Origin of the sequence: Mycobacterium sp. 3519A, assembly GCF_900240945.1 — a bacterium.
Taxonomy (GTDB): Bacteria; Actinomycetota; Actinomycetes; order Mycobacteriales; family Mycobacteriaceae; genus Mycobacterium.
The window spans coordinates 1,846,591-1,871,463 of record NZ_OESG01000014.1 but is presented as its reverse complement, the minus strand read 5'-3'; the positions used below and the strand labels follow the sequence as shown (position 1 = coordinate 1,871,463).

Below are 24,873 nucleotides of genomic sequence, written 5' to 3'. Positions count from 1 at the left end.
CGATCCGATGCCATAGACGCCTTTCCGGAAAACGGTCGCAATCGCGTAGTTTCCGACTTGCTCCAGGCTCGGCTGATCTTGTGTCCGCGCTACGTGGAGGTCGGTAGGACCGTCGAAAGTCAGTTGTCCTGAGGAAGTGTCGACGACCCACGCCGTCGAAGGTGTCTTCGGGTCGGGGCTCTGCCGTACGCACAGAACATTGGGGGGACCGTTCACGTAACAGTCGAAATTCGTCGAGTCACCGGCCGCTCCGAGTCGCACAGGTCCGAAGAGCCGCCTGCCGTTGGTCAGATCCAGACCCAGCAACCACCAACCTTCCCCCGTGATGCCAAGGAAGATGCCGCGATCACCGATATTGCCCACCGGTCGGACCACAGTCCCGGCTGGCAGTGCGAGATCCTTGACCGTCGTTGTCCACCCCGGCACCGGCCGCTCACGCATCGACGACGACAGCAGAATCTGTTGAGGAAGCTCGACGGCGCCCGATGGCGCTTGCGGCTTACTTTCCGTTGCGCTCTCGCCGCAGCCGGTCAAGGCAAGCAAGACGCCCGTGAGTACAAGCCACCGTCTGAACATTCTGTGACGCCTTAACTTTCGAGCCGCTGCAGCGCCCGCCCGTCGGCCAGCTCTACGCGGTTTTCTGGATTTTTCCAATAGAAGCGCACTAGCTCACGCAGTGCGTGACCGCTCGGTGTGTACCAATCTGACGGAAGTATCCGCGTACCGCCGTCTCTCGCTGTGATGTAGGTGGTTCCGGTGGAATGCCGTGCCTTTTGGGGTCTGTCCGCTATTTCCGTCACCTCGCTCCAGGAGCGCGTGACGGACGACACTGTGTTTCCCAACTCGAATCCGTCGGCAGTCAAGCGGACATAGCTTGTTCCGCGCCGCCGAATTATCTGCCGCACACTGAAGACACCAGCCAATACCCCTGCCACACAGGCAAACACGAAGTATCGCTCGTCATTGCGCGGCACGCGTATGCCGAGCATGTCGAGGGGCGCGAAGATGGCGTAACACGCCATTGCGACGAAACACCCAAACGTCGCAGCCGTTAGCAGGATGTCCACTCGTCGGTCCGGGCGCACCATGATTCCGCCGTCCTCGAGCGCGACGCGGGGTTTCACCTTGCGTAACGCGATGATTGCCAGCATCAGTATGAAGCCCAAGGCGAAGATCGCGAACCCGAGAGCCACGACGGCCGACAGAAACGCGCCTCGCGCGACGAAGATGAACGCCCACACAAGGCAGAAAACCCCAAAGGGACCGAGGACGATCCACAGAAGGACGGTTGCGGTCGTTGACCTCACGGCGGGCACATTACGTTGCCGACCAGTTCCCCGACGTACCCGAAGACAAAACCGCCCGCGGTGTTGGCTCCCATTGCAGCGATCGGACCCACTCCCGGTATGGCTCCCACCACGACGGTCGTGGCGAGACCGCCCGCCAGCCCAACACCGCCGGACCACGCCGCGACACACCGATCATGCAAGGTGTCCGCCGACACCATGTTGTACGCCATCGTGGCGATGCCCAGCGCCGGGCCACCCCATTTCGCACCGGCTTTGACTTTCTCGAGTTCCGCCGTCGAAAGGCCGGGAATACCTTTGTGAGCTTTGGTTTCCAGGCCTGAAAGCGCTCCACCGGCCAGCGTGGAAATCGGATCGTTGAAGAAGGAGTCCGGCAGCACGCTGTGGCGCCCGTCGGGCGTCGTGCAACTGCCCGTGCGGACTCCGTCGGCGGTCTCCGACATCACCACATGCGTTCCGTTGCCGTACCACACCTCGGTCGATTTGCCGCCATCCTCACGCGGGATGGTCGACGTCAGCGACACAGTCTTCCCGGTTTTGTCAGTGTGAAGGACCGTCACGGTACCTGCGGGATACACCTGTTCGCTCGGCAAGCCTTGATCGATGTATTCGGTGGTCACTTGCTTGCTGCCGTCCAGCATTGTGAACGTGGTGATCTGGTTGCCATCCTTGTCCACTGAATGGCTGACGTCGCGAACACTTGACGCCATGTCCTGAGCGCGGGCAATTTCCTGAAATTGCCGACCTTCCGCTGCGCTCGGGTCGGGGACGTCATCGCCGGGAACTGGCGGCACCGGCCCGGGCGGCCCGTACTCCAGATTCGTGAAGATCGCGCCCTCGCCGGCCCGGGCAACCACCAACTGACGTGCGGCGGAAGCGTCGGCTTCGTCGACGGCATGCGCCAGCCCGTTGATCTCCTCTTGTGCTGCCTCTGCTTCCTTCTGTAGCTCAGCCGCTTTCTCCGCCGACATGCCCGCCGGATCGATGAGCACAACCCATTGGTCGGTGACGTTCAGCGGACCACCATCGATCTCGTCCGCCTTGGCGAGTAGTTCGGATCGAGCCTTGCCTATCGATGCGGTACCTGTTTGCAGTGCGGTTGCGAACGCCTCGGTGTAGTTCTTGAACGTCGACGACCTCTTCGTCGCGCGATCGAACATCTTCGATGCCGCGTCCTGGGCTTGACCGGCCCACCCCCGCGATTCGGGCATGCGGTCAATGCCATCGTCGAGATTCCGGACCGCGTTGTAGATCGAAACCCCGGCGGCCTCAATCGTCGATGCGGCTGACGACATCGAGTCTGGCCGCCAACTCTGCAACCGCGAACGTGAAGGCAGCACGGTCAGAACAGCTGCGTGAAAATGCCCGCGAGAGCGGTGTCGTCGACCTCGTAGCGGTCTCCCGCTCCGCGAACCGCTTGCCCCATGGATGTGATGTCTTTGACGATGTCCTTTGCCGCAAGCCCGAGGTGATGACCGACCTGTCGTGCGGCCCACTGCGTCTCCGACGCCGGCAATCCGTCGGCCGCAGTGGTCGCAACGCTGCTGACGTCGAGGCCGCTGATAGACGCCGCGGCGGAATCAACCTGCGCTGCAAACGCGCGCAGCACCTCTGGATCGACGAGCACGATCACTCCTGGAATTTCAGTACGCAATCAGTTGTCTCGACCCTAAGGCCTGCCGGACACCCCTGTGCGCACCAATTTCCGCACGCTCGCGGTCGTGAGACCTACGCCGCGAGCACCTGATCGAGGGCGGAGTAGAACAGGCCGAGCCCGTCGTCGGACGGGCCGGTCAGCGCCTCGGTGGCGTGCTCTGGATGCGGCATCAGGCCGACGACGCGACCGTTGGCCGAGCTGATACCGGCGATGTCGCGCATCGAGCCGTTCGGGTTGTCGCGGTAGCGGAACACCACCCGACCCTCGCCCTCCAACTCGTCGAGCACCTGCTCGCTGGCCACGTAGCGGCCCTCGCCCGATTTCAACGGCACCAGAATGTCGGCGCCGACGTCGTAGCGCGACGTCCACGCCGTCGTATTCGACACGACCTCCAGCCACAGATCGCGGCAGACGAAGTGCAGGCCCGCGTTACGCGTCAACGCGCCAGGCAGCAGGCCGGCCTCACACAGCACCTGAAAACCGTTGCAGATCCCCAACACTGGCAGTCCCTGCTCAGCGCCGCGGACCACTTCGCCCATCACCGGGGCGAACTTCGCGATCGCGCCGCAACGCAAGTAGTCCCCGTACGAGAAGCCGCCCGGCACCACCACCGCGTCGACCCCCTTGAGGTCCGCGTCGGCGTGCCACAGGCTGACCGCCTCGGCGCCGGCCAACTTGACCGCCCTGGCGGCGTCGACGTCGTCCAGCGTCCCCGGAAATGTGATCACGCCCACACGTGCGGTCATGATGGCTCCCTGCTGACGCTGAAATCCTCGATCACCGTGTTCGCCAGCAGCGATTCGGCAATCTCGGCCAGGGTGTCGTCGTCGATGCTGTCGTCGACCTCGAGCTCAAATCGCTTGCCCTGCCGTACATCCGAGACACCGTCGAAGCCGAGCCGTCCCAGCGCCCCGACGATCGCCTGCCCCTGCGGGTCGAGGATCTCCGCCTTGGGCATCACGTGCACAACCACCCTTGCCACGGCGAACACTCTACCGGCGGCAACGCCGCCGCCGCCTCACCGGCACGAACCAAGGTATGCCCTGCACAACGGGGCCGCCATCGCATCGAGCACCTGCGCGTCGGCCACCGACGGCCAGTCGACCTGAGGCGGCAGCGACGACCACATGGCCAGTTCGACGACGGTGCTGCTGCCCGGATGGGCCAGCAGGTACTCGTGCATCACCTGGTCGCCCGCCTTGCTGATCACCGCGGCGACGCTGGTGCCGTCGTCGGTGGTGATCGACGGCGACGCCGTGGCCGCCGTCGTCTGGCAGTCGCGCAGCCGCGACCTGGCCGTATCCAGCGTCGACATCGCGGTTCGTCCTCCGGTCGCGGTGTCGCCGCGCCAGTGGATCACCTGCACCAGCAGGTTCCACTGGTCTTTCTCGTGCAGCACCACCGATCGCGCCGCGACGGCATATGCACGCGGATCCTCGGCAACCGGCGGACTGCTGCACACCGCCTCGAAGCCGAACCGCGGCGACGCCGCCGTCACCGCCAATGCGGCCAGGCCAGGCCACCGATACACCGGGTACAGCGGCACCGATGGCGGCGCGATCCACGCCGCATCGGGGATGGCGTCGCAAAACGGCGGGCACTCGCCAGGTACCGCGCCCGCAGGGGGCGCGCTGGCCAGCCCAAAGGTCGCCACGGCTACCGCCAGCAGCAATCGCACGATGCAGGTCCCCCTGGTACAGACTTGCGCGCCACAATATAGGCATGCAATTGACGCATTTCGGCCATTCATGCCTACTCGCGAATTTCAAGGGCGATTCCGGAGAGGACACCACCGTCCTGTTCGACCCCGGCACGTTTTCGCACGGCTTCGAGGGCATCACCGGGCTGTCGGCCATCCTGATCACCCACCAGCACCCCGATCATGCCGACACGGCGCGGCTACCGGCGCTCGTCGAGGCCAACCCGCAGGCCGCGCTGTACGCCGACCCGCAAACCGCCGATCAACTCGGCGACCCGTGGCAGGCTGTGCACGTCGGCGACGAGTTGAGCATCGGGCACCTGACCGTGCGGGGCGTGGGCGGCAGGCACGCGGTGATCCACCCGGAAATCCCTGTGATAGACAATATTTCGTACCTCATCGGTGACGGCTCGCATGCCGCCCGGTTGATGCACCCCGGCGACGCGCTGTTCGCGCCGGGCGAGCCCGTCGACGTGCTGGCCACTCCCGCAGCTGCCCCGTGGATGAAGGTGTCGGAGGCGGTTGACTATCTGCGCGCCGTCGCACCCGCCCGCGCCGTACCAATCCATCAGGCGATCATCGAACCGAACGCCCGCGGCATCTATTACGGGCGGCTGTCCGAAATGACCAACGCCGACTTCCAGGTGCTCGAACCCGAAAATGCCACGGACTTCTAAGCCATAGCCCTCGCTGCTGCCCGGCCCGCCGCTCGACCCGAGAACACGCACCCGCCCAGGAAGGTGCCCTCCAGCGAGCGGTAGCCGTGCACGCCGCCGCCGCCGAATCCGGCCGCCTCGCCCGCTGCGTACAGACCGTCGAACGGCGTGCCGTCTGGTTTGAGCGCCCGCGAGTCCAGATCGGTTTCCAAGCCGCCCAACGACTTCCGGGTCAGGATGTGCAGTTTGACGGCGATCAACGGGCCCGCCTTCGGATCGGTGAGTCGGTGCGGGGCGACGACGCGACCGAACCGGTCGCCAAGGTAGTTGCGCGCCACCCGGATCGAGGCGATCTGGGTGTCTTTGGTGAACCGGTTGGCCACCTCGCGGTCGCGGGCAGTCACCTCCTCCTCGACGGTCGCATAGTCGAGTGGCAACACGTCAGGCACGTTGTTCATCGCAGATACCAAGTCGCGCAACGAGTTTCCACTGACGAAGTCGACACCCTTGTCCACGAACGCCTGCACCGGCGGCGGCGCCCCCGGCCGCACCCGCCGCAACACATCGCGCACGCTCTTACCGGTGAGGTCGGGATTCTGCTCCTGCCCGGACAACGCGAACTCCTTCTCGATGATTCGCGCGTTGAGGACGTACCAGGTGTAGTCCTGCCCGGTCTGCGAGATGTACTCCAGCGTGCCGAGCGTGTCGAACCCCGGATACAACGGCGACGGCAACCGTTTGCCGTTGGCGTCCAGCCACAACGACGACGGCCCCGGAATGATCCGGATGCCGTGCAACGGCCAGATGGGGTCGTAGTTCGTGATGCCCTCGGTGTAGTGCCACATCCGGTCGCTGTTGATCACCCGCGCACCCGCGGATTCGGTGATGCCGATCATCCGCCCGTCGACGTGCGCGGGCACCCCGGACAGCAACTGCTCGGGCACCCGGCCCATCCGCTTCGGCCAGTTCTGCCGCACCAGGTCGTGGCTCCCGCCGATCCCGCCACTGGCGACGATCACCGCTTGCGCGCGAAATTCGAAGTCGCCGATAACATTTCGTGACGACTCGACACCGCGCGCAGCGGTCGTCGGCTCCAGCACCGCACCGCGCACCCCGGTGACCGCACCGTTGTCCACGATCAGCTCGTCGACACGGTGGCGATGCGCGAACCGCACCTTGGCGTTGCCCAGCAACCGGCGCGCGAAGATGTCGACGATCGCAGGCCCGGTACCCCAGGTGATGTGGAAGCGCGGCACCGAGTTGCCGTGGCCGCGAGCGTCATAGCCACCCCGCTCGGCCCAACCGACCAGCGGGAAGGTCCGCAGCCCACGCTCGTGCAGCCAACTGCGCTTCTCCCCCGCGGCGAAGTCGACGTACGCGTGCGCCCACTGCCGCGGCCAGTGGTCCTCGGGCCGGTCGAAGCCTGCGGTGCCCAGCCAGTCCTGCAACGCCAACTCGTGGCTGTCGCGGATGCCCAGCCGCCGCTGTTCCGGGCTGTCCACGAAGAACAGCCCGCCGAACGACCAGAATGCCTGGCCGCCGACGTTGTTGGCGTTCTCCTGATCCACAATCAACACGCTGCGGCCGCGTTCGACCAGCTCACACGCGGCCACCAGACCGGCCAGACCGGCACCCACCACGATCACATCAGCATCTGCCACGCCGCCACGTTAGCGGCGTTGGCTATGCCGCGTCTGTCAGAGCGGGATATGGGTCCCAGTGGTAGACGGACGGCATGCACCCGTGCATCAACGCCAAGTCGACGGCGTCGAGCATGGCCTGCAACGGACCGGGCCGACGGAGATGACGTGCGGCCACCGCGACGCGGACGACGCCCTCGCGCCGCGCCGCGCGTTCGGCGGACAGGACAAGCGTTCGACACCACCACGGCTCGCTCAAGAACCCCTCGCCGATGCCGAGCACCCGGCTCCGCACGGTGGTCTGACGAACCAGATCGGTGATGCCGCTCAGCCCGGCGACGAGCCGAAACCCATTGCGGGGCAATGCCATCATGGTGCCTTGCGATACCGTCCATCCGGGCGCGGCGAACAGCCTGGTCCGCAACCCCAGATGCTCGAGCACCCGGTCCGCGCCCATCAACCGCAAATTCGCTTCGTGCGCTTGCAAAGTGGCGAACTCGCCGCGTCGCTTCTTGGTGGCCGCCTCGTCAAAGCCGTGCAGCACTATGGCATCACCGCGGGTGCGCCGGTCGGCAAGCCACTCGACCGTCGGCGCATCCGAGTCGAGCCGGTAGCCCCCTTTGATCCTCGGCGCCACCAAAAACGAAGCGGGCACGCTACGTTCGTCAAGTCGGCCGCGGAACGCGGCGACGTCGGCCAGCGTGCGATCGCTGATCCCGGAAACCGAGACGATCAGTTGTCCAGCCACGCGCCCAGTGTGGCAACGGCATATGTCGCGACGGTTTACAACACGTGGTCAGCAGTTGACATCTACCGGGGCAACACCGATTCGATGGCCGCGATCACCTCAGGCGCATCCGGCACCGTGCGGGGCCGGAACCGGTTGACCACCTGACCGCCGGGCGCCAGCAGGAACTTCTCGAAGTTCCATTGGACGTCACCCGCCTCGCCTGAGGCATCCGGCGTCTTGGTCAGTTCGGCGTACAGCGGGTGCCGGTTGGCGCCGTTCACGTCGGTCTTGGCCAGCAGCGGAAAGGTCACGCCGTAGTTGGTGGCACAGAACGTCTGGATCTCCTCGGCGGTGCCCGGCTCCTGGCCCATGAACTGGTTGCACGGCACCCCGATCACCGTCAGGCCGCGGTCACCGTAGTCCGTCGCCAGTTGCTCCAGCGCGGTGTATTGCGGAGTCAGCCCACACTTCGACGCCACGTTCACCACCAGCGCAGCGCCGTCAGCCAACTCGGCCAGCGTCGTGGGCCGTCCGTCCAGCGTCGTCAATGCGATGTCAGTCAGCGAGGTCATAACCCGGCAGGCTACCCGTTCGTGAACAGCATCCCGGCGACCCGATGCACCAGCGCGATCGGATCGGTGTCGTTGTCGATGGCTTGATTGAGCCAAAGCAGCGAAAAGCCGTGCACCAGAGACCATGCCGCCAATGCGGCGGCCTGCGGATCGCCCTTGGCGTTCGCATCGTCGAGCGTGCCGACGCCTTGCGCCAGCTCAGTTCCGGCGGCATCCATCGACGCGATCAGTTCCGGATCCGCGGCGTTGACCAGCGACCGGTCGAACATCACCGCGTAGTGGCCGGGATGGTCGAGCGCGAATCGGACGTAGGCGAGTGCCGCCTCGAGGAAGTCCGGCCGGGCGTCGCGGAGCGCCTCGGTCAGCAGGCGCCACCCCTCGGCGGCGAGCGCGGTGAACAGTCCGCGGCGGTCGGTGAAATGATGCGCGGGCGCGGCGTGGGACACCCCGGCCTCCCGCGCGAGCTCGCGCAGTGAGATTCCGTCGGCGCCGCGCTCTGCGACAAGGGCGGCGGCTTTGGCCAGGATGACGGCCTTCAGATCGCCGTGGTGATAGGTGTCCCTGCTCATCTCCCGATCATATCTTGACAGTGCCTAGATTCCTGCCTAACCTCCATCTTGTCACTGTCTAGATTAGGAGTTGCGATGGCAGTTGTCCTCACGCTGGTCCTCGGCACCCTGGCCGCCCGCCTGGTCGGCTGGCTGGGGGTCGATTACGTCGCCGGCTGGCCGGAAGCGCTCGCGGTCGGCCTGGCGGTGATGTTCGTGATGACCGGGGCGGCACACTTCGTGAACCCACTGCGGCGCGACATGATCGCGATCGTACCGCCGCGGCTGCCCGCGCCGGGTCTGCTCGTCACGTTCACCGGCGTGCTCGAACTGCTTGGCGCGGCCGGGCTGCTCTATCCGCCGACCCGTGTCGCCGCGGCGGTGTGTCTCTTCGTGCTGATGTTGGTGATGTTCCCGGCCAACATCTATGCGTCGCGGATGCCCGGTCCGCCGAAGTCGATGAACTCGCGGTTGGACGTGCGGACTGCGGAGGAGATCGTGTTCCTAGCCGCCGCCGTCGTGGTTGGCCTTGGCGGCGTCCAATAGCCAGGCGTACTCGAACGCCACTTCCTTCCAACGCTCATAGCGGCCGCTGATCCCGCCGTGGCCCGCATTCATCTCGGTCTTCAGCAGCACCGGGTTATCGTCGGTCTTGGTGTGCCGAAGCGCCGCAACCCATTTCGCGGGTTCGACGTAGAGCACGCGGGTGTCGTTCAGCGACGTCATCGCGAGGATCGGCGGATAGTCCTTCGCCTCGATGTTCTCGTAGGGTGAGTAGGACTTCATGTAGTGGTAGACGTCTTTGTCTTCCAACGGGTTTCCCCACTCGTCCCACTCGGTGACCGTCAACGGCAGCGACGGGTCGAGGATGGTGGTCAACGCGTCGACGAACGGGACCGCGGCGAGGATGCCAGCGAACAGTTCCGGCGCCATGTTGGCGACCGCGCCCATCAGCAACCCGCCCGCGCTGCCGCCGAAGGCCACCAGGTTCTCCGGTCGGGTGACGTCGGTCTGGATGAGGTGGTGCGCCACCACGATGAAATCGGTGAAGGTGTTCTTCTTCTCCAGCAGCTTGCCGTGCTCGTACCAGGACCTGCCGAGCTCACCGCCGCCGCGCACATGGGCGACCGCGAACACCATGCCCCGGTCGAGCAGCGACAGCCGGGCGATGGAAAACCGTGGGTCCTCGCAGGATTCGTAGGCGCCATAGCCGTATAGCAAGGTCGGCGCGGGGTACGGCAGCCCGATGCGGTGAATGATCGAAATCGGTACCCGCGCACCGTCGGGGGCGACGGCCCAGTCGCGGCGTTCGACGTACTCGTCGGGGTGATAGTCGCCGAGCACCGGTTGCTCACGCAGCAGCGTGCGCTCGCCGGTCGCCAGGTCGATGTCGTAGATGCGCACCGGGATGACGAACGACGTCGCACCGATCCGCAGCTTGGGTGAACTCCAGTTCGGGTTCGCCGAAAGGCCCGCCGACATCAACTCGGAGTCGAACGTGATGTCCTCGGGGCGACCGTATTCGCCGTCGGCGTAAATTGGCCACAGCTGGATCCGCGGCAGCGCCTCGCTGCGGTAGCTGACCACCAGATGCCCCTCGAACGCGTCGACCGAGTCCAGTCGGACGTCGTCACGGTGCTCTATCAGGGTCCGAACGTTGGTGGGATCGCTCACCGGAGCCTCGACGAGCGTGAAGTTCTCGGCGCCGTCGTTGTGCAGGATCAGGAACCGGTCCTCGCCGCCGACAACCGCATGCTCGACGGAGTACTCGACCAGTTCGCGGCGCGGCCAGATGGTGGTGAACTCGGCCTCACCGTCTCCTGCGTCGCCGTAGCGCATCTCGGTGGTGACGGCGCTGCCTGCGGCGATGACGATGTATTTGTTGCTGCGGGTGCGTCCGACGGCAAGCCAGAACTTCTCGTCGGGCTCGTGGTAGACCTTCTCGGCGGGCAGGCCGGAGCCCAGTCGGTGCCGCCACACGGTGTCCGGCCGCCACGCCTCGTCGACCGTGACGTAGTAGATGGTGTGGTTGTCCGCCGCCCAGGTGGCTCCGGCGCCGATACCGACGATCTCGTCGTCGTACAGAGCGCCGGTGCGTAAGTCCTTGAAGCGCAGGGTGTATCGCTCGTCACCCTTGACGTCCACCGAATAGGCCAGGATGTTGCCGTCCAGGCTGACCGACGCGGCGCCCAGCGCAAAGTAGTCGTGTCCTTCGGCCTCGACGTTCTCGTCGAGCAGGATCTGCTCGCCGGGGATCTCGGTGTTCTCGTCGAGCTGCGGAGGCACCCAGTCGTCGGGATCCGCGACGGGGCAACGGCATTGCACGCTGTACTGCTTGCCCTCGAAGCTTCGGCCGTAATACCACCAGTCGCCGCGGCGGGTCGGCACGGACAGATCGGTTTCCTTCGTCCGCGCCTTGATCTCGTCGAAGATCTTCTGCCGCAGTGGCGCCAACGACTCTGTCACGTGGTCGGTGTATTCGTTCTCGGCCTTGAGGTACTCGAGGACTTCCGGGTCGTCCTTGTCGCGCAACCACTCGTAAGGGTCGACGAAGACGTCGCCGTGATACTCGCGGCGATGGTCGATGCGTTTGGCTACAGGTGGGTTCATGGTGTGATCCAGTCGCTGAATTTGCGGCCCGAAATGCGTTCGTAGGCCTCGATGTAACGGGCGCGGGTGGCGTCGACGATGTCGGGTGGCAGCGGCGGCGGCGGTTTGTCGCCGTTGCGGTCCCAGCCGGACTCAGGGCCGGTGAGCCAGTTGCGCACGAACTGCTTGTCGAAACTCTCCTGGACGACGCCCTCCTGGTACGAGTCGGCGCGCCAGTACCTGCTGGAGTCCGGGGTGAAGACCTCGTCGGCAAGGCGCAGGTTGCCTTGCTTGTCGACGCCGAACTCGAATTTGGTGTCAGCGACGATGATGCCTTTCGTCAGCGCATGATCGGCGCCCTGGATGTAGGTCTGCAACGTCTTCTCCCGTAACTGGTTGGCCCGCACCGCGCCCACCAACTCGATCACGTCGTCGAACGAAATGTTCTCATCGTGTTGTCCCAGTTCGGCTTTGGTGGCCGGGGTGAACAACGGCTGGGCGAACTTGCTGGCCTCTGTCAGCCCCGGCGGCAACGCGATGCCGCACACCTTGCCGGTCTTCTGGTAGTCGATCAGCCCGGACCCGGTCAGATAGCCGCGGGCCACCGCCTCGACCGGCAGCATCTCGAGTTCCTGCACCACCAAGGCACGGCCGAGGACGTCTTGCGGGATGCGCTCGTCATCGGGCGGGCCCGCCAGGTGGTTGGGCGCCGAGACGAAGTCGAAGAAGAAGACGCTCATCGCGGTCAGGATGCGGCCCTTGTCGGGTATCTCGGAGTCCAGGATGTAGTCGTAGGCGGAGATGCGGTCGGTGGCGACGAACAGCAGAGTCTCGTCGTCGACGCGGTACAGTTCGCGAACCTTGCCGCTGGCCAGATGTTCGTAGTCCGACAGAGACGGGCGCATCGGGCCAGCCTATCTGCTGGGATCAACCTCATGACGTCCCGTTACGTGCCCTATGCCACCACACCGACGCGACTGGTCAGGCAGTTGATCAGCGATTTGGTGGTGATCGCCTGGACGACCGTGTGGGTGCTGGTCGGGATGGCGGTGCACTCCGCAGTGTCGGCGATCGCCGCAGTCGGTCGCCAGGTCGAGACCGGCGCCAACGGGGTCGCCGACAACCTCAACTCGGCCGGTGACAGCACCGACGACTTCCCGCTCATCGGCGATACGCTCGCCAAGCCGCTGCGCGCGGCGAGTCAGGCCGCGCTCGACATCGCCGGTGCCGGGCACAGCTTGAATTCGACGGCGTCGTGGTTGGCCTGGGTGCTGGCGCTCGCGGTGGCCGCACCGCCGATCCTGTTCGTCGCGCTGCCCTGGCTGTTTCTGCGGATCCGGTTCTTCCGCCGCAAGTGGACGGCAATCACGCTGTCGTCGACCGCGGCGGGCGAACAGTTGCTCGCCCTCCGGGCGCTGGCCAACCGGCCGCTGGCCAAGCTCGCCGCGATCACGCCCGATCCGGTGGGCGCGTGGCGGGACCTCGACCCCATCGCGATCCGCGGCCTGGCCGCGCTGGAACTCCGGGCGGCCGGCGTCCGGGTCCGCCGCGTCCGCCACTGAGCGATTTCGGTGTGGTGGGTCGCGCCCGCCGCGACGGATCACACCGAAATCGCAGGGAGTGGAACCGGGCAGGCCGTCACTGCCGTCCAATAGTGGTGCTCGATGACTTCCTACGCCGACATGACGGCGTCATCACATTGGCTCAAGCGCGCACCGCGGGCCTGAGCAAGCACGCTGTCAACCGGCGAATAACGGCCGGCCATTGGGTGCGATGTTCCCAGGGCGTGTACTTCGTCGACGACAGGCCGTTCACAGACCGGGCACGTGTCCGCGCCTCGGTGTGGGGCTACGGGGACCGAGCAGTCGCGAGCGGTTTGGCCGCGGCGTGGTGGCACGACCTGACCAAGTACCCGCCTGACGTCGTCGAGGTGACAGTGCCCCGTCGGGGCGACAGCCGATGCCACGTCGGCACCAGATTGAGGCGGCGGGATCTGGACCCATGCGACGTCGTCGAACGCAACGGCTTGCGCGTCACGGCGCTGCCGCTGACCGTCGTCGAGGCCGCCGCCAGACGCGGCGGCGGCGCGAAGCTGATGGACTCCGCACTGCAGCGCCATGTCGAATTGCCGCAACTCTGGAAAGCCCATCTGCGCAACAAGGGCCGCTACGGTTCGCCTGCCGCGAGGCGACTGCTCGTTGCAGCCGCCGACGGCGCCCGCTCCGCGGCCGAACGTCTGCTGATCAAGCTGTTGCGGGACAACAACATCACCGGCTGGAAGGCCAACTATCCGGTCGGCGGATACAAGGTCGACGTCGGACTCCCGGCGGAGAAGATCGCCGTCGAAACCGACGGCTGGGCCTTTCACCACAGCCGGGAGGACTTCCAGATCGACCGCGAACGGCAGAACAAGCTGATCCTGCTCGGCTGGCTGGTGCTGCGCTTCACGTGGCTGGATCTGACGGAGTATCCGCAGCGCGTGCTCGCCGAAATCGAAGCAGCGCGTCGGTCCCGACGATGAGCCACGCCGCAAGCGCGATCCAGAAGAACACCAGCGACACGATTGTCAGCCAGTGCCAACCGGTTTCGACGGCGGTGGCATACGTCGCCGACGAATACATCCCCAGCGGGAACACCGCAGCCCACCCCAGTCCGATGCGGCGCTTGAGACACACGTAAATCAGCACGGGGATCCAGGCGGTGGCCACGATCCACGTCACCACCGTCACCGGCCACACCGCGGTCAGGCCCGCCCTGTGAATGTGATCGCCCGCCAACGTCGCGATCGCCGCACCGCCCATCAGAATCCAGATGTGCGGCTGGGCCACATCCGGCGGCATCGCCGCACGCAGCGCGCGCCGCACCACCAGGCTCGTCATCATCACGTAGACGAAGATCGCGACAGCCCAGAACAACACGGCAGAAAACACGAACTTCAGATCCGCCATCAGGATGGCCAACCCGGATGTCGCGACGCTGACCAGCTCCCAGCCGCCGTGCGCGCGATCACGCAAGCCGGAGCGTTCGCGCCACATTCGGCGTGCCATCACCGGCGCCAACGAAAGCCAGCCCTGCAACGCCATTCCGGCCAGCACCCACAGCACTATTCGGTGCTCAGCCAGTCGCGCCGCGACCACCGCGCACGCGGCGATGTACGTGCACAGCGGAATCGCCACATCGAGATCCGTCACCGCCCACGAGTCGCGTCGCCAGGCACTCGCGGCCGCCACGATCAGCACCGGCAACGCCACGGCGGCCAACACGATCAACACGTCGCTGACGACGTCGAAACCGTGGTCGGACGCCGCGATCGACACGATCCCGGTCGCCATCACCGCCGCAAACGTGTCCGGTTTCACGGGCGCAGTTCGACCACCAGATGTCGGATTCCGGTGTGCCGGTTGCTGCGTGTCCACTCCACCGGCTTGACCACCTGCACCGACGAGAACCTGCCCAGCAGTTCCTCGAACAGCACCCGCAGTTCGAGGCGCGCCAGATTGGCACCAAGGCAGTAGTGCACGCCATGCCCAAAACCCAGATGCGGATTGGGTTTCCGCGCGATATCGAACGTGTCCGCATCGGCGAACACCAACGAGTCGCGGTTCGCCGAACCCTCCCACACCTGTACCTTCTGCCCGGCCTCGATGCGGCAGCGGGCCAACTCGACGTCGCGGGTGGCAGTGCGCCGCTTCGACGGCGACGGGGACGTCCAGCGCACCATCTCCTCGATCGCAGAGGACAACAGCGCCAAATCCGAACGCAGCAAAGCCAATTGAGCAGGATGCTCGGCCAACGCCAGCAGCCCACCCGCGACGGCGTTGCGGGTCGTCTCCGCGCCCGCGCTGAACAGCAGGCTGAAGAACAGGTACACCTCGAGGTCGCTCGCATCGGAGTTGGCGACCACCGACAGCATGTCGTCGGTCGGCGAAGCCCGCTTGGCCGCAATCAACTCCTGGCCGTAGGCGTACATCCGCGACCCGGTGTCCTCCGCCGACATCTGCCCCACCGACGCTTTACGCGCGCCGCCGAAGTCGAACTGCGGTTCGATCGCCTCGAACAGCCAATGTCGTTCGGACTCAGGAATTCCCAGCAGAATGCAGATCATCTGCATCGGGAGTTCAGCAGCGATCTCGACCAGGAAGTCGAAGGGCTCGCCGCCGACCACCGCGTCCAGCAGGCGACGCGCCCGCACCCGCAGATCGTCTTCCACCCTGGCGATCATCCGCGGCGTCAGGCCCGAACTGACCAATCGGCGGATCTCCGAATGCCGCGGATCGTCCATCATGTTCAAGACCTGGCCGGCGATCGACAGATCCTGCAACAGCGTGCCACCGTATGGCCGTGACCCTCCGGTGACGGACGAAAAAGTCGCTGGATCACGAAACACTGCAAGCGTTTCCGCGTGCGTGGCCACCGACCAGAAGCCCTCGCCGTCCGGCGTGTGCTCGGTGGGCGGGTGCCAGTACACCGGCGCCTCGCGCCGATGCACCGCGAACAGCTCATGCGGAAACCCGGAGGCGAAGTTGTCCAGATCGGTGAAGTCGATCTGCGACAACCCCGAACTCACAGGATCGCGCCCGAGGTGTACTTCGCCGCCTCGGGATACCGGCCCACCAGGTCGTCGACCGCGTCCACCACCCTGTCCACCTGATCGCCCGCGGCGCCGGTGAACGCCTGCTTGTCGGCCAGCGCGGCGTCGAGTGCGACCCGGTCCAGCGGCAGCCGAGGATCGGCGGCCAACCGGTCCAAAAGGTCGGGCTCCAAACCCTTCTCGCGCATCGCCAACGCCACCGCGACGGCGTGCTCCTTGATCACCTCGTGTGCGGCCTCGCGGCCCATCCCCGCGCGCACCGCAGCGATCAGGATCCGCGTGGTCGCCAGGAACGGCAGGTACCGGTCGAGTTCGCGCTGGATCACCGCGGGATAGGCGCCGAACTCGTCGAGCACCGTCAGGAACGTCTCGATCTGGCCGTCGATCGCGAAGAACGCGTCAGGCAGCGCGACGCGTCGCACCACCGAGCAGAACACGTCGCCCTCGTTCCACTGCGCGCCCGCCAACTCGGCGGCCATCGACGCGTAGCCGCGCAGCACCACCTGCAACCCGTTGACCCGCTCGCAGGACCTGGTGTTCATCTTGTGCGGCATCGCCGACGAGCCGACCTGCCCGGGCGCGAAGCCCTCGGTCACCAGTTCGTGGCCTGCCATCAACCGGATGGTGTGCGCCAGCGACGACGGCCCGGCCCCCACCTGCACCAGGGCGGACACCACGTCGTGGTCCAGCGACCGCGGATAGACCTGCCCGACGCTGGTGAAAATGTTTGTGAATCCCAGGAATTCGGCGACGCGACGCTCGAGCTCGGCCAACCGCCCGGTGTCGCCGGAGAACAGGTCGAGCATGTCCTGCGCGGTGCCCATCGGGCCCTTGATGCCGCGCAGCGGATACCGGTCGATCAGTGTCCGCAACCGCTCGAGCGCCAACAGCATCTCCTCGGCCGCCGACGCGAACCGCTTGCCCAACGTGGTGGCCTGCGCGGCGACGTTGTGGCTGCGTCCCGCCATCACCAGATCGCGGTAGCTGATCGCACGCTCGGCCAGTCGCGCCACCACCGCGACACCGTGGGCGTGCACCAATTCGAGCGACCGGCGGATCTGCAACTGCTCGACGTTCTCGGTGAGGTCCCGAGAGGTCATGCCCTTGTGCACGTGTTCGTGCCCCGCCAACGCGTTGAACTCCTCGATGCGCGCCTTGACGTCGTGGCGCAGCACCCGCTCGCGCGCCGCGATGGACGACAGGTCGACGTCGTCGAGCACCCGTTCGTAGTCCTCCACCACGCCCGCGGGCACGTCGACGCCGAGCGCTGCCTGCGCCCGCAGCACCGCCAGCCACAGCCGGCGTTCGGCGACCACCTTGGCCTCCGGTGACCAGATCGCCACCATCTCGTCGCTGGCATACCGGTTGGCCAGCACATCAGGGATCGTCACAGACAGACAGCTTACGGCGCGGGTAAGGCAGGCTAGGCGCATGTACTTCGTTGGGCTCGATCTTGCGTGGGGTGAAAAGAAGCAGACCGGCGTGGCCGCCATCGATGCAGGCGGCCGCCTGCTGCACGTGGGTATCGCACTGGACGACGCCAGCATCATCGACGCCGTCACCCCGTTCACCGGCGAGGATTGCCTGGTCGGCATCGACGCCCCGCTGATCGTCAACAACCCCACCGGATACCGGCCCGCCGAGACGGCGTACAACAAGGACTTCGGCAAGTTCGATGCGGGCGCGTATCCGGCGAACACCACCAACCCGCTGTTCAACCCGCCGCGCGCGGCGGTGCTGGCAAACACGCTCGGGCTCGACATGGATCCCGCGTCGTCCTCGACCAGGCGGGCCATCGAGGTCTACCCGCATCCGGCGACGGTGGTGTTGTTCGGGCTGGAGAAGACGCTGAAGTACAAGAAGGGCGCGTTCGGCGATCGCCAACGCGAGCTGCTCAAGTTGATGACGCTGATCGAGGGACTCGACAACGAGACACCGCGACTGCGGGCGAACCGCAGCGTGGCATGGGTCGAACTGCGCAGGCGGGTCGAGGCCGCCACCAAGCCGAGCCAACTCGACAGGGACGAGGACGCCGTCGACGCGGTCATCGCCGCCTACGTCGCGTCGTACTGGTACCACCGTCCGGAGGACGTCACCATCTACGGCGACTACGAGACGGGCTACATCGTCACGCCGACGCTGTCCGCACCCGCCAAGCCGACGCCCGACCGCCGCACCAGCCGGTCCTCCCTGGAGAGCAGGCTGATCCGTGCGATGGAACTGCTCGGCGACGCGCAGAAGGAACTCAACGCGATTCGCGAGGCGCTGCGCTAATCCGGTGGGGCACCCAGATGCGTCGGGTCGGTGATCCCCGCGTCGCGGATGCCGAGTCGACGGTTGATCGCCATCGTCACGAAGAACAACACGATGCCGATCCCGACGAGGATCAGTGCCAGCACGTACTGCTGGGCGGGCCTGCCCGACAGCGGCGTCACCAGATACAGCGAGGTGATACAGCCGATCACCGGCAGCGCAGTTGGCGTCTTGAAGTGCCCGCCCCCTTCGCGAACGTCGCGGCGCAGCACCAGAACCGCGACGTTGACCATCGCGAACACCGCCAGCAACAGCAGCGACGTGGTACCACCGAGCACCGCGATCGCACTGCTGTTCGCGAACGCCGTCACGTAGAAGATCAAGCCGAACGCGATCAGTGTGGTGAACACGATCGCCACCCAGGGGGTGAGCCGTCGCGGGTGCACCGCGCCCAACAACGGCGGCAACACATGCTGGCGGGCCATGCCGTAGATCAGCCTGCTGGCCATCAACATGTTGATCAGCGCCGTATTCGACACTGCGAACATCGATATGAACGGCAGGATGTCCTCGATCGGCAGCCCCGGCGCACCGGCCTTGACCACCTCGACCAGCGGCGTGTCACTGGCCTCGAGCACACCGACGGGCACCAGCGCCACCGCGACAATGGCCACCATCACGTACACGACACCGGCGATCGACAGTCCCGACAACAACACCTTCGGGAAGACTCGGACCGGATCCTTGGTCTCCTCAGCCATGTTCACCGAGTCCTCGAAGCCGACCATCGCGAAGAACGCCAGCGACGTCGCGGTGGTGACGGCGAGGAAAACGTTCTTGTCCGACGCCGTTTCGAACGCGACGACGCGGGAGAAGTCGACGTCGCTGCTCGATGTGAACGCCCACAAGCCGACGAGGATCACCAGCAGCAAGCCGGTGATCTCGATGATCGTCAGTGCCACATTGAGTTTCACGCTCTCCCCGACACCGCGCAGGTTGACCAGCGCGAGCAGCGCCATGAACAGCAGGGCGACGGTGACGATCCCGACCTTGCCCCAGTCCAGATCGAACGCCGTCTCGAAGTTCGCCGCGAAGAACCGCGACGCGGTGGAGGCCGACGTGATGCCGGAACACATCACCACGAACGCCACCAGGAAGGTCACGAACTGCACGCCAAAAGCCTTGTGCGCGTACAGTGCTGCGCCCGCCGCCTGCGGATACTTGGTGACCAGCTCCAGGTAGCTGAACGCGGTGATGGTGGCGATCACGAACGCGACGAGGAACGGAATCCACGCCGCCCCACCGACTTCGCCCGCGACGTCGCCGGTGAGCGCGTACACGCCGGTGCCGAGGATGTCACCGACGACGAACAACAGCAGCAGTCCTGGGCCCATGACTCGCCGCAGTTGTGGTTGCTCCTCAACGGTCGCCGGCGTGGTCATTGCCCTGTCCTCCGATCAGACTGGTGCCACTCTTTCATCGATCGGCGCGAGCACGTCGATCACATCGATCAAGGTCGCCCGAGCCGTCGCACGCGGGCCGTCGCCGTCGCCGACCAGCGCGGCCACCACCGCTCCGTCGACGGCGCACACCAGTGCGGTGAGCAGTTCCGCGCGCACCGAGCGACCGGACCGCTCGACGACTTCGACCACCGCGTCGGTGCGCTGCTGCAGGATGCGGCGTTCGATCTCCCGCAACCCGGGTTGGCGCGCACACGCGATGTACCGCTCATAGCGGGAGATCAACTGTTCGGTGACCCGCAGCCCGTTGGCTTCACCGACCAACAGGTCCACCAACACGTCGGCCGTCGACTCGGCGCCCCGACGCCGCCGCGATAACGCGGAGACCCTGGCGCGCAATTGTTCGGCCTCACGGGCGCCGGCGTGTTCGACCGCCTTGGTGATGAGGTCCTCGAGCGAGGAGAAGTAGTACGTCGTCGACGCCAACGGCAGCCCCGCGCGGCGGGCCACTGCGCGATGCCGGACCGCGTCGAAGCCACCTTCGCACAGCAGATCAGCGGCCGCGCTGACCAGCGCGTACCGCCGACGTTCTCCTTTTGGAGTGACTGCTGCCGTCACGTTTAGCATGCTGCCAGTCAGGCGGTTGCGGCATAGTGCTTTCGGCTAATCATCAGCCTTTACTCAGGGAAGTCCGCGCTGCGGCTGACCGCGGCCCACTGCCGCGCTTCGTCGAGGCGTTGAATGCCATTGGTCAATGCGAGTTCGACGGCATCGCTGCCCAACAACAGTCGACGCGGAGGGTCAGGCGACTCGACGACATCGATCACGATCTGCGCCCCGCGCGCCGGGTCGCCCGGTTGATTTCCGTTGGCGGCCCGACGCAGTCGGTGAATGAATGCAATCGTGTCGTGGTAGTCCGGACCGGGTTCGTGCATCGTCATCGACGACCCCATCCAGTCGGTGCGAAAGGCGCCGGGTTCGACGATGATCACCTTGACGCCGAACGCGTCGACCTCGTTGGCGAGCACTTCGGAGAAACCCTCGACACCGAACTTCGCCGTCTGGTACGCGGCCAGGCCGGGAGTGCCACCGACGCGTCCGCCGACCGACGAAAACTGTACGAACACACCGGATCGCTGCGCGCGCAACACCGGAAGGGCGGCGCGGGTGACGTTGACAACCCCGAACAGGTTGGCCTCGATCTGGGCTCGGAAGTCCGCCGGATCGGTCTCCTCGATCGGTGCGCTGTCGGCGTAGCCGGCATTGTTGACGACCACGTCAAGGCGACCGAACTCGGCGACCGCGAATTGGACTGCGGCAACCGCGGCGTCAGCGTCGGTGACGTCGAGCGCGAACACCCGCGCCCGGTCCTCGTGACCCTCGACCAGTTCCCGCAACCGCTCGGGTTGCCGCGCGGTCGCCACAACCCGGTCGCCGTGGGCAAGCACGGCGCGCAGCAACTCCGCGCCGAAGCCGCGGGAACTTCCGGTGATCAACCACACCTTGCTCATTTGTCTACTCCTTCTCATGCCACGCTGCGGATCGCGCCGCCGTCCACGCGCAGAACTGCACCGCTGATGTAGGCCGCGTGCGAGCTGGCGAGGAATACTGTTGCGGCGGCGATCTCCTCGGGTCGGCCGAAGCGGCCGATGTCGTTGGGAAACCACTGCGATGCCGCGGCGGCTTCGATGTCCTTCCACTGCGGGCCCCATCCCCGGTCGGCGGCAACTCGTACCGCCATCTCGCGAACAGAGTCGGTGAGAATTGCACCGGGCGCGACGGTGTTCGCGGTGACGCCGGTGCCCGCGAGGTCGCGGGCCAACGACACCGTCAGGTTGTGCCGAGCCGCGAGTGTGGCGTTGTAGTGCGGCTGGTCGGCGACGGGCTGAACGGCCAGCCCGCCACCGATCTGAATGACGCGCCCCCAGCCACGGTGCCGCATCCGCGGCAGCAGGCGCTCGATCAGCCGCACTCCTGAGATGACGTTCACCTGGTAAATCTGCGCCCACATGTCGGCGGTCACCTCCGACCAGGGCAGCCCGTCGAACGTTCCGGCGTTGTTGACCAGAATGTCGACATCGCCCGCGGCTTCGGTGACTGCGTCGGCGCCGGCGTCGGTGGCCAGGTCTCCGACGACGACAACCGCGTCACCACCCGCGTCGCGGATTCCCGCCGCAACCCCCGTCGCGCGCTCGGCATCGCGACCATGCACCACCACCGAAGCACCCTCAGCGCCCAACGCCTCGGCGATGGCTCGGCCCAAGCCTGCGCTCGAACCGCTGACCAGTGCCCGCTTGCCCGACAGGCCCATGTCCATGACGTCTCCTTTGATCTACGCTCGTAGACTTCTGTCGTTGTATACAGACGTAGACTTAGCCCGGCCTATTCCCTAGCGTGGAGTCATGACGGCGCCCAAGCACCGACCGCGCAATGCGGCCGCCACCCGTGCAGCGATCCTCGAATCCGCGATCCGCAGCTTCGCCCGCGCGGGCTACGACGGCGTCGGTGTGCGGGACATCGCCGGCGACGCCGGTGTCACGGCAATGATGGTGAACAGGTACTTCGGGTCGAAGGAGCAGCTGTTCGCCGAGGCCGTCGAGGTTTCCTTCGCTCCTCCTGCGGTGATCGGCACGGACGCCGCGACCCTGGCACACGATGCCGCCGCGGCGCTGGTCGCCAGGACCAACGTGGGCGCCGAACCGCTGAACCCATTCCTGATCATGCTGCGATCGGTGTCCAACCCGCGCGCTGTCGAGATCGTGCGCGACGCGATCGAACGCCACGTCGGACGCCGCCTGGCCGGTCAACTGCCTGAACCCGGTCGCGGCATTCGCACCGAGGCCATGTTGGCGACGATCGCGGGCGTCCTGCTGATGCGACAGGTGATCGACACCCGCGCCCTTCGCGACGCCGACCCCGATCAGCTGGTCGAGCTGCTCGAAGCGGTCTTCACCGCGATCGTCGAGGCGCCTTTGGCATGATGGCGCGCATGCCCGAACTCAGTCGCCGCGCAGTGCTGCGCCTTGGTGTCGGTGCCGCGGCCGGTGCGGCAGGCGCGTACGCACTGGGCTCTGCTCTGCACGGACCGGGTACGGCGGCGCCGTCGGTGTCGATGACGAGCGCGGGCGCCAAACTGGCTCCGCCTGTGCCGCTGGAGCCGGCACCCGCGGCCGTGCAACCGACGTACGTGAACGGCTCGTTCGTGTCCGCCGCGCGCGGCGGCGTCACCACCAATTGGGCGATCGCCCGCCCGCCGGGTCAGACCGCGCCGCTTCGGCCGGTGATCGCGCTGCACGGCAAGGGCCAGGACGCCGCGGGAGTGATGGCGGGCGGAGTGGAGCAAGGCCTCGCACAGGCGGTGGACGCGGGCATTCCGCCGTTCGCGGTGGTCGCCGTCGACGGCGGCGGAAGCTATTGGCACAAGCGGGCATCCGGCGAGGACTCCGGCGCCATGGTGCTCAACGAACTGATCCCGATGCTCGCGCAGCAGGGCCTCGACACGTCGCGGGTCGGATTCCTCGGCTGGTCGATGGGCGGCTACGGCGCGCTGCTGCTCGGCGCGCGACTCGGCCCGGCGCGCACCGCCGCGATCTGCGCGGTGAGCCCGGCGCTGTGGACGTCGTCCGGCGCCACGGCGCCCGGTGCATTCGACGGCGCAGACGATTATGCGGCCAACAGCGTGTGGGGGCTGCCGCAACTCGGCCAGATCCCCATCCGAATCGACTGCGGCAACAGTGATCCCTTCTATTCGGCGACCAAGCAGTTCATCGCCCAGTTGCCGAGTCCACCGTCGGGCGGCTTCTCGCCTGGCGGCCACGACGGCGCGTTCTGGAGTTCGCAGTTGCCCGCAGAGATCGCCTGGATGGCTCCGCTGCTGGTTGCTTAAACTGTGACTCGGCCCTCAGCCGCAGCCAGCCCGATATCGGACCGAAAATGGCTGCCGGGCAAGCGAATCGAGTTCGTCAGCGCATAGGCGGCTGCACGCGCAGCGGTCAGGTCGGCGCCCGTGCCGACGACCGAGAGCACCCGGCCACCCGACGACACAACCGCTCCGTCGTCGCGTCGCGCCGTGCCCGCGTGCAGCACACCGTCGGTTTCCGAACCGGTGATGACGTCGCCGACGCGCGGTCGGCCCGGATAATTCTCGGCGGCCACCACCACGGTCACGGCATAGCCGTCGTGCCAGCGCAACGGCGGTTGTTCGGCAAGCCGCCCCGTCGCCGCTGCATGCAGCAGTTGGCCGAGCGGGGTCTCCAGCAGCGCCAACACCGACTGCGTCTCGGGATCACCGAAGCGGCAATTGAATTCGACGACGGCGGGCCCCTTCGATGTGATCGCCAGTCCGGCGTACAGCAGCCCGGAAAAAGGGCTACCACGCCGAACCATCTCCGCCGCAACGGGTTTCACCACTTCTTCCACGATCTGGGTGACCACGTCGGCGGGTAGCCACGGCAGCGGCGCGTAGGCGCCCATGCCGCCGGTGTTGGGTCCGGTGTCGTTGTCGCCGACTCGCTTGTAGTCCTGCGCAGGCACCAGTGGCACCACGGTTTCCCCGTCGACGACGCTGAACAGTGACACCTCCGGCCCGTCGAGGAACGATTCGAGCAGCACCGGGTGGCCGGCGTCGAGCAGGCTCGCCGCATGCGCGCGGGCGGCGTCGCGGTCCGCGGTCACCACCACGCCCTTGCCTGCGGCCAGTCCGTCGTCTTTGACCACCCACGCCTGATCGCCCGCGGAGCACCCGAACCGGTCCAGTGCCGCGTCGAGGTGCGCGGGGTTGTCGACGATCTCGCTGGTCGCGGTCCGCACACCCGCCGCCGACATCACATCCTTGGCGAACGCCTTCGATCCTTCGATGCGGGCAGCGTCCTTCGTCGGCCCGAAGCACGCGATGCCCGCCGCGCGCACCGCGTCGGCGACGCCGAGAACCAGCGGCACCTCGGGCCCGATCACCACCAGATCGGCGCCGATCCGCTGCGCCAACTGCACGACGGCCTCACCCGAGCTGACGTCGACGTCGTACTGATCGGCGATGTTCGCCGTGCCGGCGTTGCCCGGCGCGACGGCCAGCTCCTCGACCTCGGGGTCGCGGCGCAGGGCCAGCAGCAACGCATGTTCACGGGCTCCGGATCCGATAACGAGGACGCGCACAGCCTCACCCTAATAGTCAG

General features: G+C 66.4%; 27 protein-coding genes. 7 read left to right on the top strand and 20 right to left on the bottom strand.

Translation table 11 applies throughout. The annotated features are described in order from the left end of the window. Positions 1-587: 587 nt before the first annotated feature. The 6 genes from C1A30_RS30150 to C1A30_RS30125 all read right to left on the bottom strand — a co-directional run bounded on the left by C1A30_RS30150 (position 588) and on the right by C1A30_RS30125 (position 4,642). Positions 588-1,307 (bottom strand): hypothetical protein, encoded by a 720-nt coding sequence (locus C1A30_RS30150; RefSeq protein ID WP_142392684.1) that lies wholly within the window; start codon positions 1,305-1,307, stop codon positions 588-590. Next, entirely contained in the window at positions 1,304-2,602 is a 1,299-nt protein-coding gene (locus tag C1A30_RS30145; RefSeq protein WP_101951887.1) for a hypothetical protein, read from the bottom strand. The genes C1A30_RS30150 and C1A30_RS30145 overlap by 4 nt, the downstream gene beginning before the upstream one ends. Positions 2,603-2,649: 47 nt before the next feature. Continuing rightward, positions 2,650-2,940, bottom strand: a complete 291-nt coding sequence (locus tag C1A30_RS30140; protein ID WP_369974190.1) for a type VII secretion target — start codon at positions 2,938-2,940, stop codon at positions 2,650-2,652. A gap of 95 nt (positions 2,941-3,035) precedes the next feature. Continuing rightward, on the bottom strand, positions 3,036-3,710 hold the full coding sequence (gene purQ, locus C1A30_RS30135) for a phosphoribosylformylglycinamidine synthase subunit PurQ (protein WP_101951885.1): 675 nt from the start codon (positions 3,708-3,710) through the stop codon (positions 3,036-3,038). Then, complete coding sequence (purS, locus tag C1A30_RS30130; RefSeq protein ID WP_101952987.1) at positions 3,707-3,946, bottom strand: phosphoribosylformylglycinamidine synthase subunit PurS; 240 nt, start codon at positions 3,944-3,946, stop codon at positions 3,707-3,709. Before purS ends, purQ begins: the two co-directional genes overlap by 4 nt. A 36-nt stretch (positions 3,947-3,982) precedes the next feature. After that, positions 3,983-4,642, bottom strand: coding sequence for an ATPase (locus tag C1A30_RS30125; protein WP_101951883.1), 660 nt, complete (start codon positions 4,640-4,642; stop codon positions 3,983-3,985). A 44-nt stretch (positions 4,643-4,686) separates the two neighbouring features. Here C1A30_RS30125 and C1A30_RS30120 point away from each other — a divergent pair, with 44 nt between their 5' ends. Next, positions 4,687-5,340: an MBL fold metallo-hydrolase gene (locus tag C1A30_RS30120; protein ID WP_101951881.1), complete on the top strand. Its 654-nt coding sequence runs from the start codon at positions 4,687-4,689 to the stop codon at positions 5,338-5,340. Here C1A30_RS30120 and C1A30_RS30115 read toward each other — a convergent pair. From C1A30_RS30115 to C1A30_RS30100, 4 genes are all read right to left on the bottom strand, one after another. Beyond that, a complete protein-coding gene (locus C1A30_RS30115) occupies positions 5,337-6,980 on the bottom strand; it encodes an FAD-binding dehydrogenase (protein ID WP_101951880.1) in 1,644 nt (547 codons plus the stop codon). The two genes, C1A30_RS30120 and C1A30_RS30115, sit on opposite strands and share 4 nt — an antisense overlap. Before the next feature lie 22 nt (positions 6,981-7,002). Then, positions 7,003-7,707 (bottom strand): DUF2334 domain-containing protein, encoded by a 705-nt coding sequence (locus tag C1A30_RS30110; protein ID WP_101951879.1) that lies wholly within the window; start codon positions 7,705-7,707, stop codon positions 7,003-7,005. 62 nt (positions 7,708-7,769) lie between these two features. Beyond that, entirely contained in the window at positions 7,770-8,261 is a 492-nt protein-coding gene (locus C1A30_RS30105) for a glutathione peroxidase (protein WP_101951877.1), read from the bottom strand. Between the two features lie 11 nt (positions 8,262-8,272). After that, on the bottom strand, positions 8,273-8,830 hold the full coding sequence (locus C1A30_RS30100) for a TetR/AcrR family transcriptional regulator (protein ID WP_101951876.1): 558 nt from the start codon (positions 8,828-8,830) through the stop codon (positions 8,273-8,275). A gap of 75 nt (positions 8,831-8,905) precedes the next feature. Here C1A30_RS30100 and C1A30_RS30095 point away from each other — a divergent pair, with 75 nt between their 5' ends. Beyond that, the gene (locus C1A30_RS30095; protein ID WP_101951875.1) at positions 8,906-9,355 is read left to right on the top strand and encodes a DoxX family protein; all 450 of its coding nucleotides are present in this window, start codon (positions 8,906-8,908) and stop codon (positions 9,353-9,355) included. Here C1A30_RS30095 and C1A30_RS30090 read toward each other — a convergent pair. Together C1A30_RS30090 and C1A30_RS30085 are read right to left on the bottom strand one after the other, a co-directional pair. Continuing rightward, the gene (locus C1A30_RS30090) at positions 9,314-11,419 is read right to left on the bottom strand and encodes a S9 family peptidase (RefSeq protein ID WP_101951873.1); all 2,106 of its coding nucleotides are present in this window, start codon (positions 11,417-11,419) and stop codon (positions 9,314-9,316) included. The genes C1A30_RS30095 and C1A30_RS30090 overlap by 42 nt on opposite strands. Continuing rightward, positions 11,416-12,303, bottom strand: a complete 888-nt coding sequence (locus C1A30_RS30085) for a phosphoribosylaminoimidazolesuccinocarboxamide synthase (protein ID WP_101951872.1) — start codon at positions 12,301-12,303, stop codon at positions 11,416-11,418. Before C1A30_RS30085 ends, C1A30_RS30090 begins: the two co-directional genes overlap by 4 nt. Before the next feature lie 30 nt (positions 12,304-12,333). Between C1A30_RS30085 and C1A30_RS30080 the strand changes: the two genes are divergently transcribed. Together C1A30_RS30080 and C1A30_RS30075 are read left to right on the top strand one after the other, a co-directional pair. Beyond that, positions 12,334-12,960 (top strand): hypothetical protein, encoded by a 627-nt coding sequence (locus C1A30_RS30080; protein ID WP_101951871.1) that lies wholly within the window; start codon positions 12,334-12,336, stop codon positions 12,958-12,960. Positions 12,961-13,055: 95 nt separating this feature from the next. Then, positions 13,056-13,919 (top strand): DUF559 domain-containing protein, encoded by an 864-nt coding sequence (locus C1A30_RS30075; protein ID WP_101952986.1) that lies wholly within the window; start codon positions 13,056-13,058, stop codon positions 13,917-13,919. On the opposite strand, the gene C1A30_RS30070 is transcribed toward C1A30_RS30075, so the two are convergent. Genes C1A30_RS30070 through purB form a run of 3 tightly spaced genes read right to left on the bottom strand, consistent with a single transcriptional unit; the run spans position 13,843 to position 17,380 of the window. Next, complete coding sequence (locus C1A30_RS30070; protein ID WP_101951869.1) at positions 13,843-14,757, bottom strand: tellurite resistance/C4-dicarboxylate transporter family protein; 915 nt, start codon at positions 14,755-14,757, stop codon at positions 13,843-13,845. The two genes, C1A30_RS30075 and C1A30_RS30070, sit on opposite strands and share 77 nt — an antisense overlap. Beyond that, entirely contained in the window at positions 14,754-15,965 is a 1,212-nt protein-coding gene (locus tag C1A30_RS30065) for a cytochrome P450 (RefSeq protein WP_200828469.1), read from the bottom strand. The genes C1A30_RS30070 and C1A30_RS30065 overlap by 4 nt, the downstream gene beginning before the upstream one ends. Further along, complete coding sequence (gene purB / locus C1A30_RS30060; protein WP_101951868.1) at positions 15,962-17,380, bottom strand: adenylosuccinate lyase; 1,419 nt, start codon at positions 17,378-17,380, stop codon at positions 15,962-15,964. Before purB ends, C1A30_RS30065 begins: the two co-directional genes overlap by 4 nt. Positions 17,381-17,420: 40 nt before the next feature. Here purB and C1A30_RS30055 point away from each other — a divergent pair, with 40 nt between their 5' ends. Continuing rightward, positions 17,421-18,263: a DUF429 domain-containing protein gene (locus tag C1A30_RS30055; protein WP_101951866.1), complete on the top strand. Its 843-nt coding sequence runs from the start codon at positions 17,421-17,423 to the stop codon at positions 18,261-18,263. Here C1A30_RS30055 and C1A30_RS30050 read toward each other — a convergent pair. The 4 genes from C1A30_RS30050 to C1A30_RS30035 are packed head-to-tail and all read right to left on the bottom strand — an operon-like array spanning position 18,260 to position 22,019. Beyond that, a complete protein-coding gene (locus C1A30_RS30050; protein ID WP_101951864.1) occupies positions 18,260-19,684 on the bottom strand; it encodes an APC family permease in 1,425 nt (474 codons plus the stop codon). The two genes, C1A30_RS30055 and C1A30_RS30050, sit on opposite strands and share 4 nt — an antisense overlap. A 15-nt stretch (positions 19,685-19,699) precedes the next feature. Then, on the bottom strand, positions 19,700-20,329 hold the full coding sequence (locus C1A30_RS30045) for a TetR/AcrR family transcriptional regulator (RefSeq protein ID WP_101951863.1): 630 nt from the start codon (positions 20,327-20,329) through the stop codon (positions 19,700-19,702). 50 nt (positions 20,330-20,379) lie between these two features. Continuing rightward, on the bottom strand, positions 20,380-21,213 hold the full coding sequence (locus C1A30_RS30040) for an oxidoreductase (protein WP_101951861.1): 834 nt from the start codon (positions 21,211-21,213) through the stop codon (positions 20,380-20,382). 14 nt (positions 21,214-21,227) lie between these two features. Further along, the gene (locus tag C1A30_RS30035; RefSeq protein WP_101951860.1) at positions 21,228-22,019 is read right to left on the bottom strand and encodes an SDR family NAD(P)-dependent oxidoreductase; all 792 of its coding nucleotides are present in this window, start codon (positions 22,017-22,019) and stop codon (positions 21,228-21,230) included. Between the two features lie 85 nt (positions 22,020-22,104). Here C1A30_RS30035 and C1A30_RS30030 point away from each other — a divergent pair, with 85 nt between their 5' ends. Continuing rightward, entirely contained in the window at positions 22,105-22,683 is a 579-nt protein-coding gene (locus C1A30_RS30030; protein WP_101951859.1) for a TetR/AcrR family transcriptional regulator, read from the top strand. Then, a complete protein-coding gene (locus tag C1A30_RS30025) occupies positions 22,680-23,588 on the top strand; it encodes an alpha/beta hydrolase family protein (protein ID WP_200828468.1) in 909 nt (302 codons plus the stop codon). Before C1A30_RS30030 ends, C1A30_RS30025 begins: the two co-directional genes overlap by 4 nt. On the opposite strand, the gene purD is transcribed toward C1A30_RS30025, so the two are convergent. Beyond that, on the bottom strand, positions 23,585-24,853 hold the full coding sequence (gene purD, locus C1A30_RS30020; RefSeq protein ID WP_101951857.1) for a phosphoribosylamine--glycine ligase: 1,269 nt from the start codon (positions 24,851-24,853) through the stop codon (positions 23,585-23,587). The two genes, C1A30_RS30025 and purD, sit on opposite strands and share 4 nt — an antisense overlap. Positions 24,854-24,873 lie beyond the last annotated feature (20 nt).